At 58.2% G+C, this 18,308-nt stretch carries 18 protein-coding genes and 1 pseudogene; 16 read left to right on the top strand and 3 right to left on the bottom strand.

The features are described 5' to 3' along the window. The first annotated feature begins 381 nt into the window (after nucleotides 1-381). The 4 genes from KQP88_RS23315 to KQP88_RS23325 all read left to right on the top strand — a co-directional run bounded on the left by KQP88_RS23315 (nucleotide 382) and on the right by KQP88_RS23325 (nucleotide 2,825). A complete protein-coding gene (locus tag KQP88_RS23315; RefSeq protein ID WP_216704295.1) occupies nucleotides 382-915 on the top strand; it encodes a PAAR domain-containing protein in 534 nt (177 codons plus the stop codon). A 5-nt stretch (nucleotides 916-920) separates the two neighbouring features. Beyond that, nucleotides 921-1,634, top strand: coding sequence for a peptidoglycan recognition protein family protein (locus tag KQP88_RS23320; RefSeq protein ID WP_216704296.1), 714 nt, complete (start codon nucleotides 921-923; stop codon nucleotides 1,632-1,634). Next, nucleotides 1,631-1,918 (top strand): hypothetical protein, encoded by a 288-nt coding sequence (locus KQP88_RS25350; RefSeq protein ID WP_253950524.1) that lies wholly within the window; start codon nucleotides 1,631-1,633, stop codon nucleotides 1,916-1,918. Before KQP88_RS23320 ends, KQP88_RS25350 begins: the two co-directional genes overlap by 4 nt. A 214-nt stretch (nucleotides 1,919-2,132) precedes the next feature. Further along, on the top strand, nucleotides 2,133-2,825 hold the full coding sequence (locus tag KQP88_RS23325; RefSeq protein WP_216704297.1) for a hypothetical protein: 693 nt from the start codon (nucleotides 2,133-2,135) through the stop codon (nucleotides 2,823-2,825). A 54-nt stretch (nucleotides 2,826-2,879) separates the two neighbouring features. Here the strand turns inward: KQP88_RS23325 and KQP88_RS23330 are convergent, their stop codons facing one another. Then, on the bottom strand, nucleotides 2,880-3,158 hold the full coding sequence (locus KQP88_RS23330) for a polyhydroxyalkanoic acid system family protein (protein ID WP_117182510.1): 279 nt from the start codon (nucleotides 3,156-3,158) through the stop codon (nucleotides 2,880-2,882). Nucleotides 3,159-3,302: 144 nt separating this feature from the next. Between KQP88_RS23330 and ubiE the strand changes: the two genes are divergently transcribed. From ubiE to KQP88_RS25665, 12 genes and pseudogenes are all read left to right on the top strand, one after another. Next, nucleotides 3,303-4,073: a bifunctional demethylmenaquinone methyltransferase/2-methoxy-6-polyprenyl-1,4-benzoquinol methylase UbiE gene (ubiE, locus tag KQP88_RS23335; RefSeq protein ID WP_117182508.1), complete on the top strand. Its 771-nt coding sequence runs from the start codon at nucleotides 3,303-3,305 to the stop codon at nucleotides 4,071-4,073. Continuing rightward, entirely contained in the window at nucleotides 4,073-4,696 is a 624-nt protein-coding gene (locus tag KQP88_RS23340) for a ubiquinone biosynthesis accessory factor UbiJ (RefSeq protein ID WP_216704298.1), read from the top strand. Before ubiE ends, KQP88_RS23340 begins: the two co-directional genes overlap by 1 nt. Further along, the gene (gene ubiB, locus KQP88_RS23345) at nucleotides 4,693-6,312 is read left to right on the top strand and encodes a ubiquinone biosynthesis regulatory protein kinase UbiB (protein ID WP_216704299.1); all 1,620 of its coding nucleotides are present in this window, start codon (nucleotides 4,693-4,695) and stop codon (nucleotides 6,310-6,312) included. Before KQP88_RS23340 ends, ubiB begins: the two co-directional genes overlap by 4 nt. A gap of 70 nt (nucleotides 6,313-6,382) precedes the next feature. Then, complete coding sequence (gene hisI / locus KQP88_RS23350; protein ID WP_025262313.1) at nucleotides 6,383-6,775, top strand: phosphoribosyl-AMP cyclohydrolase; 393 nt, start codon at nucleotides 6,383-6,385, stop codon at nucleotides 6,773-6,775. 2 nt (nucleotides 6,776-6,777) lie between these two features. Further along, complete coding sequence (locus tag KQP88_RS23355; protein WP_025262314.1) at nucleotides 6,778-7,110, top strand: phosphoribosyl-ATP diphosphatase; 333 nt, start codon at nucleotides 6,778-6,780, stop codon at nucleotides 7,108-7,110. 42 nt (nucleotides 7,111-7,152) lie between these two features. Continuing rightward, nucleotides 7,153-7,428: a twin-arginine translocase TatA/TatE family subunit gene (locus KQP88_RS23360; RefSeq protein ID WP_095068435.1), complete on the top strand. Its 276-nt coding sequence runs from the start codon at nucleotides 7,153-7,155 to the stop codon at nucleotides 7,426-7,428. A gap of 3 nt (nucleotides 7,429-7,431) precedes the next feature. Next, nucleotides 7,432-7,866, top strand: coding sequence for a Sec-independent protein translocase protein TatB (gene tatB, locus KQP88_RS23365; protein ID WP_198725282.1), 435 nt, complete (start codon nucleotides 7,432-7,434; stop codon nucleotides 7,864-7,866). Then, nucleotides 7,863-8,660 carry a twin-arginine translocase subunit TatC gene (gene tatC, locus KQP88_RS23370; protein WP_025262317.1) on the top strand — a complete coding sequence of 266 codons (798 nt, stop codon included), beginning with the start codon at nucleotides 7,863-7,865 and terminating at the stop codon, nucleotides 8,658-8,660. The genes tatB and tatC overlap by 4 nt, the downstream gene beginning before the upstream one ends. Continuing rightward, nucleotides 8,657-9,364, top strand: coding sequence for a 16S rRNA (uracil(1498)-N(3))-methyltransferase (locus KQP88_RS23375; protein WP_216704300.1), 708 nt, complete (start codon nucleotides 8,657-8,659; stop codon nucleotides 9,362-9,364). The genes tatC and KQP88_RS23375 overlap by 4 nt, the downstream gene beginning before the upstream one ends. Before the next feature lie 90 nt (nucleotides 9,365-9,454). Beyond that, nucleotides 9,455-11,371: a methyl-accepting chemotaxis protein gene (locus tag KQP88_RS23380; protein ID WP_200993734.1), complete on the top strand. Its 1,917-nt coding sequence runs from the start codon at nucleotides 9,455-9,457 to the stop codon at nucleotides 11,369-11,371. 331 nt (nucleotides 11,372-11,702) lie between these two features. After that, nucleotides 11,703-12,659: pseudogene (locus KQP88_RS25660) on the top strand (methyl-accepting chemotaxis protein); the annotation flags it as partial. 144 nt (nucleotides 12,660-12,803) lie between these two features. Beyond that, nucleotides 12,804-13,520 carry a methyl-accepting chemotaxis protein gene (locus tag KQP88_RS25665; RefSeq protein WP_407681847.1) on the top strand — a complete coding sequence of 239 codons (717 nt, stop codon included), beginning with the start codon at nucleotides 12,804-12,806 and terminating at the stop codon, nucleotides 13,518-13,520. Between the two features lie 79 nt (nucleotides 13,521-13,599). On the opposite strand, the gene mdoH is transcribed toward KQP88_RS25665, so the two are convergent. Together mdoH and KQP88_RS23395 are read right to left on the bottom strand one after the other, a co-directional pair. Then, the gene (gene mdoH / locus KQP88_RS23390; protein ID WP_216704302.1) at nucleotides 13,600-16,182 is read right to left on the bottom strand and encodes a glucans biosynthesis glucosyltransferase MdoH; all 2,583 of its coding nucleotides are present in this window, start codon (nucleotides 16,180-16,182) and stop codon (nucleotides 13,600-13,602) included. Beyond that, on the bottom strand, nucleotides 16,175-18,121 hold the full coding sequence (locus tag KQP88_RS23395) for a glucan biosynthesis protein G (RefSeq protein WP_200993737.1): 1,947 nt from the start codon (nucleotides 18,119-18,121) through the stop codon (nucleotides 16,175-16,177). The genes mdoH and KQP88_RS23395 overlap by 8 nt, the downstream gene beginning before the upstream one ends. Nucleotides 18,122-18,308: the final 187 nt, after the last annotated feature.

Below are 18,308 nucleotides of genomic sequence, written 5' to 3' on the forward strand. Positions count from 1 at the left end.
AGCACCTAACCAAGCCGCCACACAAGATCTGCCATCATCAGCCAGTGTACGATCGTCGCTGCACTCAGGTAATCCTGATGGCCTCTCAAGGTTTTCCGCAGATTGAAATAGCTCGACTGGTCGAAGTCCTCTGCATTTAATCACTTTTTGGTGTCAGCTTTTTCAAGGACAGCCGCTCGGCTATTTGATCTGTAGACTTGGCCGCGCGCGATGCGACGGCCCCCGCACGGCGATGGCATCGCAGACATAAAAGATGTTAATCACAAGACCGTGTAATGAATTGATACGGATGAACCACCAAAGATACGAGCCATCCAAAGTCCACCTTTCAAGCAAGCCTGATAAGATCGGCCTCGTGAATTCACTGACAGGAAGTCAAATATGGCAAAGCCAGCCGCACGCATCACCGACCCCACCAGTTGCCCGCTACCAGGGCACGGCCCCAAAGCAGTTGCCTCCGGCTCTCCCGACGTGTTCTTCGATGGACTTGCAGCAGCGACGAAAGGTGATACCTGCACGTGTGGCAGCATCCTAACGTCTGCCGTGTCGACTACCGTTTTTATCAACGGCAAAAATGCTGCTCTGGTCGGTACTGTAGGCACCCATGGCGACGTTGTAGTTGGCGGTTCTGGTACAGTAATCATTGGTGATTCGCATACCCCGGCAACGTTCATCCCTCCCCTCCCGTTGTTACTGAAAAAAACCTACGGGCATACCTTCAGCATCGTTGATAGCGAAACGGGTCAACCTTTAGCCGGAAGAAGTTTTACTGCCTCCGTTGATGGCAAAAGAATTACCGGCATTACTGATAGTTCGGGAATAGCACATATCAAAACTCCGATCAAAGATGCCTCTATTTCGGTGAGCATTGATTTTAACTCCCCAGCTCGGCTGCTCAGCGAACTCACGGAGTAATCAAGGTGGCCGAACAATTTACTACCGAAGCAAAAGCAACCGAATTGAAAGCCGGAGAACCCGCAACCCCTACAAACATTACTGTCAACGATAGAGCGGCTACCAGAGAGGCCATACTCAGACTTGTCCGCAAAAAAGGTTGTGAGTTTGTAGAGCGCTCATTTTGGGGAGCACATAAAGCAAAAGGAGAGATGGTCAATGACTGGGACTACTCGATGATTGCGCTTCATCATGCAGGCAGAAGTGTGGGCTGTGGTGCTGGAGCAGCACAAATGCTTTCAATTCAGAATGCACACCAAGCCAAGTTTGCCGATATCGGCTATCACTATGGCATTGACTGTATGGGCAAAATCTTTGAAGGACGGGATATCCGATTCAAAGGTTCAAATGTGAATAACTACAACACTGGCGTCATTGGCATCGTCTTGCTAGAGAACCTGACAACCGCCGATGAAGGTGGCGATATAGTTGCCCTGACTCGGCAGACCCTTGAAGTTCTCGCCGGCAACATGGATCAAAAAATCCCTGACATTCAAATCGATGCTCTACTGAGCTTGGTTCAAGCCCTGACCAGCGTTTTCAGGGTTACAACTCTGGGTGGGCACCGTGAATTTCCTATGCAGGCAGGCGAGGGAAAAATCTGCCCTGGCAATATAGGAATGGAACTGGTAAACAACCTTAGAATTAAAACCAAACTATTACGACCACCATCCTCATGAAATCACTTATCATTTTCTTATCGATCACCTTTATCGTTTCTCTATACATTGGCTTTTATGAAAAAATGGAGGACGCTTATCCGGAGAAAGTATTTTTCATAAAAAAATCCCCAACCCTTAAAATGCAATTTGAAAATATTTTCGCGTATGAGTCAGATGACAAAAAACTGAGTGAACTGAGCGATACGGAACGACAGCAGGTCATTCAATATTGTAAATACCGGTTAGGCGTGACAACCACATTGAAAAACCAAAACGAGCTTGAAGAGTGCAAGAAGAGATAGGGCTAATGTACTCGAAGCTCTACCACTCTATCGCAATGCGCAAGCGAATCGGGCGGCGCTCCGATTATTCGCGAGAGGGCCGTACATCCGGAGACAATCTATCGTTTCCAATGACCGCTCGCGGATAAATTCTGATCTACCTCAGAAAACACCTGCTCCTGTTTACTGTGCGACAGCCTGATAACTGTCGCACATGACCGAAGATTGAAGCCCAGTGAAAATAAATAATGCCATTCTGCTCGTTGCTTTCGTCCTGACCGGCTGCGGTGAAGAACCGCAACCTGCGAAGCTGCCTGCTTCAGAGGATGTATTGGCTCAGTATCAAACAATCCACATAGGCCAAGAGAGGCTGAGTCTGCCGACCATTGCATTGCTCTCCTCCACGACCAACAGCAATTTGACTCTGCGCGACAGTACAGAGGTGCCTGTCAGAAATGTGCTGTCGCAGAGCACCCATGGCTCCCGGGTTTCACAGGTCCAATTAGCGCTTGATGCTTATCGCCAGCTATACGATTACAACCTCGATACACATGCCTATGTCTCTAAAGCTTTTTGCGAAAGGTTGTTGATGCATTGGGAAAGGAACCAATGCAAAACAGGGCTCTACGATGGGAAGACAGTATTCCTTCCTCGTCATATCAGCCTTGTTGAGCGCAGCTATCTTCTCGGCTCGACCGAACAACTATTTGCATTGGCTGGCAAGGGGCCAAGCGCCGGGGAGTCAGCTCGAAGAATGCTCGCACAGACACCCGAGCCACAGTTTACGTGCGTACCAACCCAACAACCCTTGTGCATAGCAATCATGCCCATTCGAGGCGATCTTGTTGCCGTCTGGGCCACAGGACGGAAATCCGTGGAAGAGGAACGGGAGAAAGTCAGATGGCTCTTGGAGAAGTTTCTGAAGTAAGCGAACTCATTCGCGAAGGGCGCTTTCGCGGATGAATCCCCTCTCACCCGGCATTCAAGCCACCAGCGCCTTGTCCAGCACACGCTCCACTTCGGACTTGATCGAGCCGCTCATGGCCGAGAGGATGAAGTTCAGTTCGATGCTGATCCGGATCAGCGCATCTTCGACTTCAACCTTGCCCTTGGCGCCCTTGCCTTCCAGCTTCACGGTGTCGCCGACCCATTCGTGGGCCAGGCCATATTTTTCGGCCAGTTTCTCGACCAGTTGCTCCGCTCTCTCCCGCGCCTTGTCGCGGCCCAGAGTGTGCGGGCGCTCAACTGTGATTTTCGCCATTGGAGAGTTCCTTTTCAGTCGTTTGAATTGCGGCGCAACTATAACAGCCGCTCATGCCGAAGAAAGCCTTGAGGATGAGCCTTGTCAAGACAAAGCCAGCCCTGGCGATTAGAATGACCGGCATTCTATTCCGGCGGCAGCGATATGAACGATCAGCGCAAAGGTAGCGATACCGAACCCACCACTCATTTCGGCTACAAAAACGTACCGGAAAGCCAGAAGGCCGAGAAAGTCGCTGAGGTTTTCCACTCCGTAGCGGCCAAATACGACCTGATGAACGACCTTCTGTCCGGCGGCATGCACCGGCTCTGGAAGCGTTTCGCCATCGAGCTTTCCGGTGTCCGTACGGGCAACCGGGTGCTGGATATCGCAGGCGGTACGGGCGACCTGACCCGCAAGTTCTCGAACCTGGTCGGCCCGACCGGCCAGGTGGTTCTGGCAGACATCAACGCTTCGATGCTCAAGGTCGGTCGTGATCGCCTGCTGGATCTGGGCGTCGCGGGCAATGTCGAGTTCGTGCAGGCGGATGCCGAAAAGCTGCCGTTCCCCGATAACCATTTCGATTGCGTGACCATCGCTTTCGGCCTGCGCAACGTGACGCACAAGGAAGATGCCCTGCGCTCCATGCTGCGCGTACTCAAGCCCGGCGGTCGTCTGTTGGTGCTGGAGTTCTCCAAGCCGACCAACAAGCTGATGTCCAAGGCCTATGACGCCTACTCGTTCGCGTTCATGCCGCTCATGGGCAAGCTGGTAACCAATGATTCGGAAAGCTATCGCTATCTGGCAGAGTCGATCCGCATGCACCCGGATCAGGAAACCCTGAAGTCGATGATGGTAGACGCCGGTTTTGACCGGGTGACCTACCACAACATGACTTCCGGCATCGTCGCCCTGCACCGCGGCATCAAGCCCTGATGTTGCTCCGGGGTCTGCTCGCCAGCGTCGAGCACGGCATCAATCGCGTATTGCGCCTGGACAGCACGGCGGCGCCGCGTCTTGCCGGACTGACAGGCAAGGTCATCGCCATCGATTGCCGCGACCCGGCGTTGCAACTGTTCATCCTGCCCAGTGACGAAGGCCTGCTGCTGGCCGCTGACTGGGCAGCCGATGCCGACTGCATCCTGCGCGCCCCCGCCACCAGCCTGCTGCGTCTGGCTCTAAGCCAGGACAAGACCGCCGTGCTGCATGGCCCCGAAGTCGAGCTGGACGGTGACAGCGCGGTATTGCTGGAGCTGGTCGGTATCCTGCAAGACCTGGAGCTGGACTGGGAGTATGAACTCTCCCGCTGGCTCGGCCCGGTCGGCAGCCAGTTGCTCGGTGGCCACCTGCGCAGCCGAGCGCGCTGGACCCGCGACAACCTTGCCAGCCTCGGTCAGAACGTGGCCGACTACCTGAGCGAGGAATCGCGTACTCTGGTGGGCAAGCACGAGGCCGAAGCCCGTTTTGCCGAACTCGATCAGATCAAAATGGATCTGGAACGTCTTGAGGCGCGCTTTGCACGTCTCGCCCAATCCCTCAATTCCAGCGATAACGCATGAAGCTGCTTGCCGTCCGCCGTCTGTTCCGCATTCAACGTGTCGTGATCCGCTACCGCCTCGATGATTTGCTCTTCGCTCTGCCACTTCCGTGGTGGATGTTGGCCGTGCGCTTTGTCCTGCCGTGGCGCTGGCTGCCGCGCAAGGCCTCGGAACTGAACCGTGGCGCACGCCTGCGTCTGGCGCTTCAGGATCTGGGGCCGATCTTCATCAAGTTCGGCCAGTTGCTTTCGACCCGCCGCGACTTGCTGCCCGAAGATATTGCCGACGAGTTGATGCTGCTGCAGGACCGTGTACCGCCGTTCGACCAGCAACTGGCCGTGCAACTGATCGAAGAGCAACTGGGCGCAAGAATCAGCGATGTCTTCAGCCGCTTCGACGTGACGCCATTGGCCTCGGCCTCCGTGGCCCAGGTTCATGCCGCACGCCTCAAGAGCGGTGAGGAAGTGGTGGTCAAGGTCGTGCGTCCGGGCCTCAAGCCGGTCATCAGCCAGGATCTGGCCTGGCTGTTCATCCTGGCCCGCACTGCCGAGCGGTTGTCTGCCGATGCACGGCTGCTGCATCCGGTGCAGGTGGTCAGCGACTACGAAAAAACCATCTACGACGAGCTGGACCTGTTGCGTGAAGCCGCCAACTCCAGCCAGTTGCGCCGCAACTTCGAAGGCTCCGACCTGCTGTATGTGCCTCAGGTCTACTGGGACTGGTGCCGCCCGAAAGTGCTGGTCATGGAGCGTATCTACGGCGTTCAGGTCACCGATCTGGCGACTCTGGCCGATCAGCGCACCGACATGAAACTGCTGGCCGAGCGCGGCGTGGAGATCTTTTTCACCCAGGTGTTCCGAGACAGCTTCTTTCACGCCGACATGCACCCCGGCAATATTTTCGTCAGCACGGTCAATCCGTGGCGCCCGCAGTACATTGCCATCGACTGTGGCATCGTCGGCAGCCTGACGCCACAGGATCAGGATTATCTGGCCCGCAACCTGTTTGCCTTCTTCAAGCGCGATTACCGCCGCGTGGCGCAATTGCACATCGACTCAGGCTGGGTGCCCGCCGAAACCAAGCTCAACGAGTTCGAGGCCGCGATTCGTACCGTCTGCGAGCCGATTTTCGAGAAGCCGCTCAAGGATATTTCCTTCGGTCAGGTGCTGATGCGCCTGTTCCAGACCGCTCGCCGCTTCAATATGGAAGTCCAGCCGCAACTGGTCTTGCTGCAGAAGACCCTGCTCAATATCGAAGGCCTGGGTCGTCAGCTCTACCCGGACCTGGATCTGTGGACCACCGCGCAACCCTTCCTGGAGCGCTGGATGCGTGAGCGAGTCAGCCCCAAGACCCTGGTTCAGAACCTGCAGACCCAGGTCGAACAGTTACCGCATATTGCAGGCATGACCCGCGACCTGCTGGAACGCTTGTCACGGCCCCATGCAAACGACCCACCGCCGCCACGATTCGGCTCCAGCGATGGCTGGGCCTTGCGCCTGTTGGGCGCGGCACTGCTGAGTGGCGGCGCGGTGCAGGTCTGGGCGTTGAGCGCAGCCGGCCTGCCACTGTTGACGCTGACTGCATGGCCCGTTGGAATCATGCTGGTGGCCGGGCTGTATCTGATCGTTCGCCGATAGCCAGCGACGCATGTGACTGGCACACTGTTCAACCCGCCGGGATTATTGAAGCCCGGCTGCCGGAGTAGTTATGAAAGACTGGCTGGACGAGATTAAATGGAACAGCGACGGTCTGGTGCCTGCAATCGCTCAGGATCACAAGACCGGTCGTGTATTGATGATGGCCTGGATGAACCGCGAATCCCTGAGCCTGACTGCAAAAGAGAACCGTGCAATATATTGGTCGCGTTCGCGTGGCAAACTCTGGCGCAAGGGAGAGGAATCCGGCCACGTTCAGCAACTGCATGAGCTGCGCCTGGATTGCGACGCCGACGTCATCATCCTGATGGTCGAGCAGATCGGCGGCATTGCCTGCCATACCGGACGCGAAAGCTGCTTCTACCGGGTTTATGAAAACTCGGGCTGGAAGACGGTCGATGCGGTGCTCAAAGACCCGGATGCCATTTATCACGCAGGACACTGAACATGACTGATACCTTGTCCCGTCTGGCCCAGGTGCTGGAATCGCGCAAGGATGCCGCTGCCGACAGCTCGTATGTCGCCAGTCTGTACCACAAGGGTTTGAACAAGATTCTGGAAAAGATCGGTGAAGAATCGGTCGAAACCATCATTGCTGCCAAGGATGCCGCCATCAGCGGCGATTGCAGCGATGTCATCTACGAAACCGCTGACCTCTGGTTTCACAGCATGGTGATGCTGGCGGCACTCGGTCAGCATCCACAGGCTGTGCTCGATGAGCTGGACCGCCGTTTCGGGCTGTCTGGACACGCAGAAAAAGCTGCACGCACAGCGGATTAATTACCTGTCTTTCAGGTTCGAATTTTCTACGAGGAATGCTTCATGGGTATTTTTGACTGGAAACACTGGGTCGTCATCCTGATCGTGGTCGTGCTGGTTTTCGGCACCAAGAAACTCAAGGGTCTGGGTAGCGATATCGGCGAATCGATCAAGGGCTTTCGCAAGGCCATGAACGATGACGAGAAACCTGCCGAACAGCCAGGCGCGCAGCCACAGCAGGCTCAGGCCGCACCTCAGTCCTCGCCGCTGAATCAGCCGCACACCATCGACGGGCAGGCGCACAAAGTCGAAGAGCCGACCCGCAAAGACCAGGTGTAAGCCATGTTCGGTATCAGCTTCTCTGAACTGCTGCTCGTGGGTCTGGTGGCCTTGCTGGTGCTGGGCCCCGAGCGTCTGCCGGGCGCAGCGCGCACCGCCGGCCTGTGGATAGGCCGGTTGAAGCGCAGCTTCAATGCGATCAAACAGGAAGTTGAACGTGAAATCGGTGCCGACGAAATCCGTCGGCAACTGCACAATGAGCACATTCTGTCTCTGGAAGAAGAGGCGAGAAAAATCTTCTCGCCCCACGCCGAGCCAGAACCTGCCGCAGAGCCGCAGAACGAACCGCAAGCAGCGCCCACCCAGGAAATCGGTCCGGCAGAACCGGCACCCAAGAGCCAGCTGTCCTTGGAAAAACGTCCCAGACAGACGGCATCCCCGGTACCGGCCACGCCACCTTCCGCCCACGATTCGTCACTGCCCCCACGAGCCCCATGAGCGATATCCCGGAAAACGATCAGCAAATGCCGCTGGTCTCGCACCTCACAGAATTGCGTACACGCCTGCTGCGTTGTGTTGCGGCGGTGTTCCTGATTTTTGCCGGTCTGTTCTACTTCACTCAGAAGATCTACACGCTGGTTTCGGCTCCGCTACGGGTCTACCTGCCTGAAGGCGCGACAATGATCGCCACGGACGTGGCCTCACCGTTCATCACGCCGTTCAAGCTGACCATGATGGTGGCGCTGTTCCTGTCCATGCCGGTCATCCTGCACCAGATATGGGGCTTTATCGCGCCGGGCCTGTACAAGCACGAGAAGCGTGTTGCCGTTCCGTTGCTGGTATCGAGCATCATCCTGTTCTATGCAGGCATGGCGTTCGCCTACTTTCTGGTCTTCCCGCTGATATTCCACTTCTTCGCCAGCGTGACGCCTGAAGGCGTCTCGATGATGACGGACATCGCCAGTTACCTGGACTTCGTCATGACGCTGTTCTTCGCCTTCGGTGTCGCCTTCGAGATTCCGGTGGCCGTGGTGCTGCTGGTCTGGATCGGCATCGTCGACGTGAAGTACCTGAAAAAGATTCGTCCCTACGTGATCATCGGCTGCTTCGTGGTCGGCATGATTCTCACGCCGCCGGACATCTTCTCCCAGACTCTGCTCGCCGTGCCCATGTGGCTGCTGTTCGAACTGGGCATCCTGTGCAGTTCGATGATCAAGAAGCGTGGCGAACATCCGGACGACCAGCCCGACGACGCTGACAAGCAAGACCAGCCGCCCGCGACACTGTCGTGAACCTGCTGCTTCTTGAAGAGGCCGACTTCATTGCGGCCGACCGGGTCATTCTGCGCGACAGGCGCCTCAGGCACATGCAAGAGGTGCATCGCGCAGAAGTCGGTGACAGCCTGCGCGTAGGCCGCATCAACGGCTTGCTGGGCACTGCCGAACTGCTTCGTCTCGAAAGCCATGAAGCCGAATTGCGCATCAGCCTGGACACTGCACCTCCCGCCAAACTGCCTTTGACCCTGCTGCTGGCACTGCCTCGGCCCAAGATGCTGCGCCGGGTGTTCCAGACGGTTGCGACCATGGGTGTGCCAAAAGTCATTCTGCTCAACAGCTACAGGGTGGAGAAAAGCTTCTGGCAGACGCCGTTTCTGGAGCCCGACGCCATTCGCGAGCAGTTGATTCTGGGGCTGGAACAGGCCCGCGACAGCGTGCTGCCCGAGATCATCATCGAGAAGCGCTTCAAACCGTTCGTCGAAGATCGCCTGCCACAACTGGCTGAAAATACGCTGGGGCTGGTGGGTCATCCAGGCGACTTTCCCGCCTGCCCACGCGCCGTTGAGCAACAGGTCACACTGGCAATCGGCCCCGAAGGTGGCTGGATTCCCTATGAAATCGACCTGCTGCGCAAATCCGGACTGCAACCGGTACAACTTGGCGACCGGATACTGAGAGTCGAAACCGCCGTGACAGCCCTTCTGGCCCGTCTATTCTGAGCCTTTCTTTTATCGGTTCCCTGACTACAGTTTTGTCATCGGGAGCCGATGTAGAAGCGAATCTATAAGAATAGATATTGAGGAGTTGTCATGCATCGCTGGTTCGCTCGAAGTCTCGCAAACGCGGGTGTAAGTTTGAAATTGGCGATCGGCTTCGGTCTCGTCCTGATATTGACCCTTATGATCACGGCTACAGCCTGGTTCAGCACGCAGGGCCTGATCTCTCGTGGGGACAGGGTTGCTGCAATCACCGAGGTCAACGTGCTGACCCTTGAGTTGCGCATCAATCGCATGCGCTACGAAGCACTGTACAACGCCGAAACGGCCAGCGCCGTCGTGGCAAATCTGGACAAGCTCGACGCTGCTCTCAAGGAAGCCAGAGCGTTGCTGCGCTCGCCTGAGAACATCAAGCGCCTCGATGCCCAGATCCAGAGCGCCAAGGAATACCGCCAGGCATTCGGCGAAATGACAAAAGCCATTGAAACCCGGGAAGGCACTCGCAGCCTGATGGGCGACAACGCCGACAAAGCCGTTGCCGAAGTCGCCAAAATCGAAGCCGAATTGCTGAAGGCCGACAACATTCTGGCCTTCAACAATATTGTCGGTGCCAGCAAACAGATCCAGCAGGCACGCTTCCAGGTCCGCGGCTACACCTACAGCGGCCGTGCCGAATTCGAGAAAAACGCCAATGCGGCCATCGATGAAGCAGAGGCTGGCATCAATACCCTGGCTGGCGATATCTCTTCCTCTTACCTGCCCATGCTGCAACAGGCCATTGCAGGCCTCAAAGGTTACCGCGCAGCCGTTGGGCAATATCGCGATGCCCAGGCAGCCAGCAAGGTAGCGCTGGAAAAAATGACCACGCTGGGCGTCAGCATGCTGACCGTCAGCGATCAGATGATCGAGGCACAAACCGCCAGCCGCGATGCGGAAAGTGAACAGGCCGTCATGATGATTGCCATCGCCACGGCTCTGGCGCTGGTCTTCGGCATCCTCGCCGCCTGGGTCATCACTCGCCAGATCACCACCCCACTGCAGCAGACACTGAACGCAGTGGAGCGCGTAGCTTCGGGCGACCTGAGCCATAACCTGACCATCGACCGCAGTGACGAACTGGGCAGGCTGCAAGGCAGCATCCAGCGCATGACGGTTTCCCTGCGCGAGCTGATTGGCGGCATTCGCGATGGCGTGACTCAGATCGCCAGCGCGGCCGAAGAACTGTCCGCTGTGACCGAACAGACCAGCGCCGGGGTCAACAGCCAGAAGGTAGAGACCGATCAGGTCGCCACCGCCATGCACGAAATGACCGCAACCGTGCAGGAAGTCGCCCGTAACGCCGAAGAAGCCTCGGAAGCCGCAGTCGCTGCCGACCAGCAGGCCCGCGAGGGTGAGCGCGTGGTGAAAGAAGCGATTTCCCAGATCGAACGCCTGGCCTCGGCGGTCGGCAACTCCACCGAAGCCATGGGCGCGCTCAAGCTGGAAAGCGACAAGATTGGCAGCGTCCTGGACGTGATCAAGTCGGTTGCCGAACAGACCAACCTGCTGGCGCTCAACGCAGCCATCGAAGCAGCACGCGCCGGTGAAGCCGGTCGCGGGTTTGCGGTAGTGGCAGATGAAGTACGCAGCCTCGCGCAGCGTACCCAGAAGTCCACCGAGGAAATCGAAGCCCTGATCGCCAGCCTGCAGAACGGCACTCAGCAAGCCTCGAGCATCATGGACAGCAGCCGCGACCTGACCGCCAGCAGCGTGGACCTGACGCGCCGTGCCGGCACCTCGCTGGAAAACATCACTCAGACCGTGTCCGCGATCCAGTCGATGAACCAGCAGATCGCCGCAGCGGCCGAGCAGCAAAGCGCCACTGCCGAAGAGATCAACCGCAGCGTGCTCAACGTTCGCGACGTCTCCGAGCAGACCTCCGCAGCCAGCGAAGAAACCGCCGCTTCCAGCGTCGAGCTGGCGCGCCTGGGTAACCACCTTCAGGTGCTGGTGGGCCGCTTCAAGATCTGACGCGAGCAGGAAGCGGTGCAGGCCACCGCTTCCTTGTTCGACAGGTTACGCCCACGACGTGACCGGTTTCACCCGAAAGTCCTCCCCGGAAATCTCCTACGACCTCTTCAGGTCGAGCGATACCTCTCTCCTGCCGATGCGCTCATGACGCATGCCCTGCAACCTTCAGGGCCTGCTTTTGCTCGCTGATCGCAGGAGAAGCCCGATGTTTAGATGGATCAATCACTCGCTCGACAACATGAGCGTCAAACTCAAACTGTCCCTGGGCTTCGGCCTGGTCCTATTGCTGACGCTTTCCATCACACTGACCGGCTGGCATGGCCTGGACACCATGATCGAGCGCTCCGAGTCGCTGTCCTCTATCGGCCAGCTCAGCAATCTGACGAAGGACCTGCGCGCCGAACGCATCATGTTTCGCGAAGAAAATACCCCGGAAAACGCCAACCGGGTGGTCGAGCGGCTCAATGAGCTTGAAGCCCAACTGGTCACGCTGCGCAGGGAAACCGACGATGCCCCAAGCCTGGCACTGCTCACCGAACAGAGCCAGATCGTCAGTCGCATGGAAAAAACCTTCACCGACCTTGGCCTGGATCGCAAGGCTCGTGACCAGTCGCGCCTTGAACTGGACCAGCAATCGGAGCAGGCCGCACAAGCCGTGGCCCAGGTCGAAAGTGAAGTACTTAAAGCCGTGAGCCAGGAGCAGGACAACAGCGAGCGGCTGGATGAATTCACCAATATTTCCCAGCTCCGGCAACAGATCCAGATTGCCCGCTATCAGGTCCAGGCCTACACCTTTACCAACAAGGAAGCCGACGAATCGGCTGCCATCGCGGCTATCGACGAAGCGCTCAAGGAAGTGCAGCAGATTGCCCGGGAGCAGGCCGACGAAAATATCCAGGGGCTCATACCCGCCAGCGAGACGTTACAGCGTTATCGCGAGCAACTGACCCGCTTCAAGGATATCCAGATCAAAGTGGAAGCCCTTCAGGAAAGCATGGAAGAACTGGGCGACAGGATGCTGGAGCTGGTTGCCCGGCTGATCAGCCTGCAAAGCACCCAGCGGGATGTCGAGGCGGCAGGCTCGCGAACCCTGCTGACCGGTGTGGCCGGGCTGGCATTGCTCATCGGTTTGCTGGCCGCCTGGGTCATGACGCAACAGATCACGCTTCCGCTGCAGCAGACGCTGGTGGCTGCCGGGCGTATTGCCAAGGGCAATCTGAGCAAGGACCTGGATATCAAGCGCCAGGATGAAATGGGCCAGCTTCAGGACAGCATGCAGGCCATGACGCTGAGCCTGCGCACTCTGGTGAGCGGCATTGGCGATGGCGTCACCCAGATTGCCAGCGCGGCCGAACAACTCTCGGCAGTAACGGAGCAGACCTGTGTCGGGGTCAACAGCCAGAAGGACGAAACCGATCAGGTGGCCACGGCCATGAATCAGATGACGGCCACGGTGCAGGAAATCGCCCGCAACGCGCAGGAAGCTTCCCAGGCGGCGGTCAACGCCGATCAGCAGGCCCGCAACGGCGACCGGGTGGTCAGTCAGGCCATCAGCCAGATCGAGCAACTGGCCAGCGAAGTCGCCAACTCCACCCAGGCCATGAATCGGCTCAAGCTGGAAAGCGGCAAGATTGTCGGGGTGCTCGATGTGATCAAGTCCGTATCCCAGCAGACCAACCTGCTGGCGCTCAATGCGGCCATCGAGGCGGCACGTGCCGGTGAAGCCGGGCGCGGGTTTGCGGTGGTTGCTGACGAGGTACGAGGCCTGGCGCAACGCACTCAGGAATCCACCGAGGAAATCGAGGAACTGATCGCAGCCTTGCAGAGCGGCACCCAGCAAGTCGCCACGACCCTGGACAACAGTCGCAGCCTGACCGACAGCAGTGTGGAACTGAGTCGTCGTGCGGGGTGCGCGCTGGAGCAGATAACCCGGACGGTGGCCACCATTCAGGACATGAACCAGCAGATCGCGACCGCCAGCGAGGAACAGAGCAACGTGGCCGAGCAGATAAACAGCAATGTACTGAGGGTGCGGGATATTTCGGAACAGACCGCTGCAGCGAGCGATGAGACGGCGGCATCAAGCATTGAGCTGGCCCGACTGGGCACTCACTTGAGGGAGCTGGTGGGGGAATTCAAGGTGAGCTAGGAGCTTCGCGAATGAATTCGCTCCCACATGACTGTGTCATCTGTGGGAGCGAATTTATTCGCGAAAGGGACAGTGAGGCTTACGCCAACACCGGCTCCGCATCCTGCTTGACCGGCTGAAGCGGCAGCAGAGGTGCATGTGGATCGGCTTCGATGGAAGCACGCCATGCGGCCAGCCACTCGGGATGACCTGCGCTCCAGACCTGCTCGTGCAGACGGCCCAGGGCAACCGGGTCGCTCAGCAGCATCAGGCGCTCATGGTTACTGAGCTTTTCAGGTCCGACCTTGAGTGCATGCTCGACGCGCTCATGACGCACCGTCTCGACAGGCTGAGCCAGACGGTGACGGGAAGTCGCCAGTGCGCACGCCAGGGCGTTCTGCTGAGGATCGACCACCGCACGGATGAAGCCTTCCTTCAGTGCATGCCAGCGGTTCTCGTGGGTGTACTGATCGGTGGAGATCAGTTCCTGAGGCGTGTCGTACTCTTCCGGGATCAGGAAGAAGCTTTCGTCACGCGCCTTGAGACCCAGCTTGGTACGGCTGGAAATCACCGAGACCGGAATCGACAGCATCAGGGAAACCACGATCGGCGCAAGCCACCACAGGAAGCTCGGGTTCAGCCAGGCCACCAGCAGGGCCCAGCAGGCACCCAGCAAGGTTTGCGGACCATGGCGTTTGACCGCCTCGATCCATGGCGTGGAATCGTCGTCGCGCTGCGGAGAGTTCCAGGTCGCGGCCCAGCCCAGGAAAGCAGCCAGTACGAAACGGGTGTGGAACAGCATGCGAACCGGAGCCAGCAGCACCGAGAACAGCATTTCCAGCAGCATCGAAACCGTGACCTTGAACTTGCCGCCAAATGCCTTGGCGCCCTTGGCCCAGATCAGAATGACGCTGAGCAGCTTGGGCAGGAACAACAGGACAATGGTGGTCGAGAACAGTGCGACGGCTTTTTCCGGGTGCCATTGTGGCCACAGCGGATACAGCTGACGCGGTTCAAGGAAGTAGGTCGGCTCCATCAGCGTGTTCACGGCCAGCAAGGCGGTGGACAACACCAGGAAGAAGAACCATAACGGCGCCGACAGATAGGACATCACGCCTGTCAGGAACACCGCACGGTGAACCGGGTGCATGCCCTTGACCAGGAACAGCCTGAAGTTCATCAGGTTGCCGTGGCACCAGCGGCGGTCACGCTTGAGTTCGTCCAGCAGGTTGGGCGGCAACTCTTCGTAACTGCCCGGCAGGTCGTAGGCAATCCACACGCCCCAGCCGGCACGGCGCATCAGCGCAGCTTCGACGAAGTCGTGGGAAAGAATCGCACCGGCAAACGCACCCTTGCCCGGCAACGGCGCAAGGGCGCAGTGCTCGATGAAGGGTTTCATGCGGATGATCGCGTTGTGGCCCCAGTAGTGGGATTCACCCAGTTGCCAGAAGTGCAGGCCGGCCGTGAACAGCGGACCATAGACACGGGTCGCGAACTGCTGCATGCGGGCATACAGCGTGTCCATGCCCGAGGCACGTGGCGCAGTCTGGATGATACCTGCGTCCGGAGTAGCCTCCATCAGACGTACCAGACTGGTCAGGCATTCGCCGCTCATGACGCTGTCGGCGTCGAGCACGACCATGTAGCGGTAATCGCCACCCCAGCGACGGCAGAAGTCATCGAGGTTGCCGCTCTTGCGTTTGACGCGACGGCGACGACGACGATAGAAGATCTTGCCGAAACCACCGGTTTCACGGCACACGTCCAGCCAGGCTTGCTGCTCGGCTACGGCGATGTCGGTGTCGTTGGTATCGCTGAGTACGAAGAAATCGAAGCGGTCCAGATCGCCCGTTGCGGCAACCGACTCAAAGGTCGCACGCAGACCGGCAAATACCCGTGGCACGTCTTCGTTGCAGATCGGCATGACCAATGCGGTACGCGCACCGGCTTCGATCGGCTCGTTACCGGCGCTGGCACCGGAGATGCGGTATTTGTCACGACCGGTGAGCAGTTCGAGAAAGCCCATCAGTGCGGTCCAGAAACCGGCCGAAACCCAGCAGAACAGGATTCCGAACAGCAACAGGATGCTGGTCTGCAAGGCATAAGGCAGAACCTGCCATGCGGTCTGCACGAAGGTCTGGCGGGTGATTTCATCCAGCGAAACCAGCGACCAGCCCTGATACGGCAGAATGCCTTTCATGTACCAGCCAGCCACGATGGTCTGGCCAAGCATCAGCAACAGCAGAATGTAGCGACGAATCGAACCGACCGTACGCCAGCGCGCCTTGGGCAGATCACGGGGCAGATCGCTGTGATCGGGCTTTGGCGGGTTGGTCTTGCCGGTCAGGCGACGCCAGCCGCGCACCAGAATGTTGGTGCGCCATGGCTCCGGAACCACCTTGGTACGGCGGATCGGTGGCGTGGCCTTGAGGCGAATGCGACCACTGGCATCGACTTCGAGCAGTTCGGCATCCTGCAGTTCGTCAGCCGTGGACAGCGTCAGGCGACGGCCGACGGACGCCTGGGCGACCTCGGCCTTGTCGCTTACCGGCTGTGCGGAAAGACGTTCGTGCAATTCAGCGAACGACTTGCAGCTGGCAAGTTCTGCCCGCTGCTCGTCACTCATCGGCAGGTGCGCCAGGTACTCGTTCAGAGACTCTGGCACGGATAGAGAATTACTCATCGCTTGGCAACTGATAGCTCCAGGTCTCGGTCATGACTTGCAGGGTCTTGGCCGGCTCTGGATGGGTGGGTGCGGCCTCGGCTTCAGGCTGCTTGATCTCTTTACCTTCAGCATCCTTGGCCACATCGGCTTTCGCTACTTCAGGCTTGTCAGCTTTGGCTGCATCGGCCTTCGGTGCTTCAGCTTTCTTGGCAGGATCGGCCTTGGCTACGTCGGCCTTGGCGGCTTCAGGCTTGGCATCGCCAGCCTTGGCTGCATCGGCTTTCGACGCATCGGCCTTGGCTAAAGCGGCGTCAGCCTTGGCAACTTCCTTGGCGGCTGCAGGTTTTGCAGCTTCCTTGGATGCTGACTTCTTGTCATCTTTGTCAGCGACAAGCAGCGCAGGTTCCTTGCCGGGCTCGGCAGGAATTTCACGCAGCAGGTAGGCGCGCATCTCGGTCGGCTTGTTGCGATCCTTGACCTTGACTCGCAGGGTCAGGCGATAGCCCTTGGTAACCGGGTTGTAGCGCAGGTTGTTCTCGACCAGCTCGACGTTGTCATCGGTGGTGACCTGACTGCGGATGGTCTTGTCTTCAGGCAATGCGGCCAGGACCGGGCCGACGAAGTCGACCAGGAATGCCAGGCTGCCGTCCGGCTGACGAACCAGGTTGGACTGCCTTACGTCACCGATGGAGCGCTGGGTCTGCTTGACCCAACCCAGATCAGGCGAGTGAATGGCGTTTTCCTGCATGGTCCAGTGCAGGCGGTAGTTGAACTCCATCGGCTCACCTGGAGCAGCCAGGGTTTCAGGCTTCCAGAATGCAACGATGTTGTCGTTGGTTTCGTCGGCAGTCGGGATCTCTACCAGATCGACAGTACCTTTGCCCCAGTCGCCTTTAGGCTCGATCCATGCGCTTGGGCGCTTGTCGTAGCGGTCGTCGAGGTCTTCGTACTGGCTGAAGTCACGACCACGCTGCAACAGACCGAAGCCACGCGGGTTCTCCACCGAGAAGCTGCTGACGGCCAGGTGTTTCGGGTTGTTCAGAGGACGCCATACCCACTCGCCATTGGCTGCCTGGATCGACAGACCGCTGGAGTCGTGGAGTTCACGACGATAGTTGGGTACACGCGAAGGCTGGTTGGCACCGAACAGGAACATACTGGTCAGCGGAGCCACGCCCAGCTTGGTGACGTTTTCACGCAGGTACATGCGCGACTTGACGTCCACCAGGGTGTTGGTACCAGGACGCAGGGTCAACTGGTAGGCACCGGTGGCACGCGGCGAATCGAGCAGTGCGAAGATCACCAGATGGTTGTCATCCGGGCCCGGTTTCTCGATCCAGAACTCTTTGAAACGAGGAAACTCTTCGCCAGACGGCAAGGCGGTATCGATCGCCATGCCACGAGCGGACAGGCCATAGACCTGACCCTTGCCGATCACGCGGAAGTAGCTCGCGCCCAGCATGGTCATGATCTCGTCCTGCTTGTCATCCTTGTTGATCGGATACAGGACGCGGAAGCCCGCATAGCCAAGCTTTTCAGTGGCTTTAGGGTCGATCTTGATGTCGCCGAAGTCGAAACGGTTCGCGTCGTACTTGATCTCTTCGACAGTAGTAGCCGTGACTTCGTTGATCTTGACTGGCGTGTCGAAGTGCATGCCCTGGTGATAGAACGACAGCTTGAACGGCGTCTTGTCGGTCGCCCACTCAGCCTTGTCTTCACGGAAGCGGATCTTCTGGTAGTCCGCGAACTTCATTTCGCGCAACTCGGTAGGCAGATTGCTTTTTGGAGCCTCGAACTTCTGCCCGGCCATTTCTTTGGCCTTTGCCGCTACATCATCAAGGTTGAATGCCCACAGCTGGCCTGAACCCAGCAGGCAGACAAGAGCCGAGCTTGCCAAAAGCGCACTACGCAACCGTTTGACAGGTGTCTTTGGAGCATCACAGGGACTAACAATCACGAGCAACCCTCGCCGAAAACAGATGAAGAAACCAACGGCCAGCTATCAGATGCCGGGTTGGCGAGCATTGTTCCGACTCCGAATGGGCTTAATGATTCCCCAATCAATGTCAGAACCCGCTTCTGAATACGCAATGGACCAACTATCGTCGGTCCCCGTAGCGCGCGATTATCCAGTAGCGCGCGTA

Origin of the sequence: Pseudomonas lijiangensis (genome assembly GCF_018968705.1) — a bacterium.
GTDB lineage: Bacteria > Pseudomonadota > Gammaproteobacteria > Pseudomonadales > Pseudomonadaceae > Aquipseudomonas > Aquipseudomonas lijiangensis.